We start from the raw sequence: 503 nt of genomic DNA on the forward strand, positions 1-503 counted from the left end.
GCCTTGTGCCGTCGTCGGCGTGATCGGCGTCGTCGTGGTGGCCGGCGCCGCGGTGTCGGGCGAAACCAGCGAATCGGTCGTCGTGCTTTCAGAGATGCGGTCGACGCGCAGGCCCGGCGTCAGCCCGCCGCCGCCACCGCCCGTCAAGCCGGCCGCGGGGGCAGTCTCGGTGTCGGGCTGGTTCAGTTCGGCGATCACACGGTCGATGTCGGCGACCGGCGGCGTCGCCACGGCCGTCGGCAGCGCCGGGGCGGCGGCCATCGTGATCATCGGCGAGTCGAGGTCGTCGAGCCGCACGATGCCGTCCTGCGTCGTCAGGAGCATGTCGCCCTTGTTCACCACATCGCCGACCTGCAGCGCCCGGACGTGGCCGTCCGGCGTGCGGATCAGRGCTGCACCCCACAGTGCGGAAACCTTGCCGTGTTGGGTTTGGACGATGGTGGGCATGGGATTTCCTCGGACGCAAAACTGGCCAGAACTTACCAGTCAGGATATCCAGAAAC

Annotated in this window: 1 protein-coding gene; it reads right to left on the reverse strand. The window is 68.7% G+C overall.

The window, feature by feature from the left end:
* Positions 1 to 447: hypothetical protein (locus AC1D12_RS35110; protein ID WP_477845647.1), on the reverse strand; the 447-nt coding region annotated here is incomplete at its 3' end.
* Positions 448 to 503 lie beyond the last annotated feature (56 nt).

The organism is Rhizobacter sp. P1_G5, from assembly GCF_056405435.1.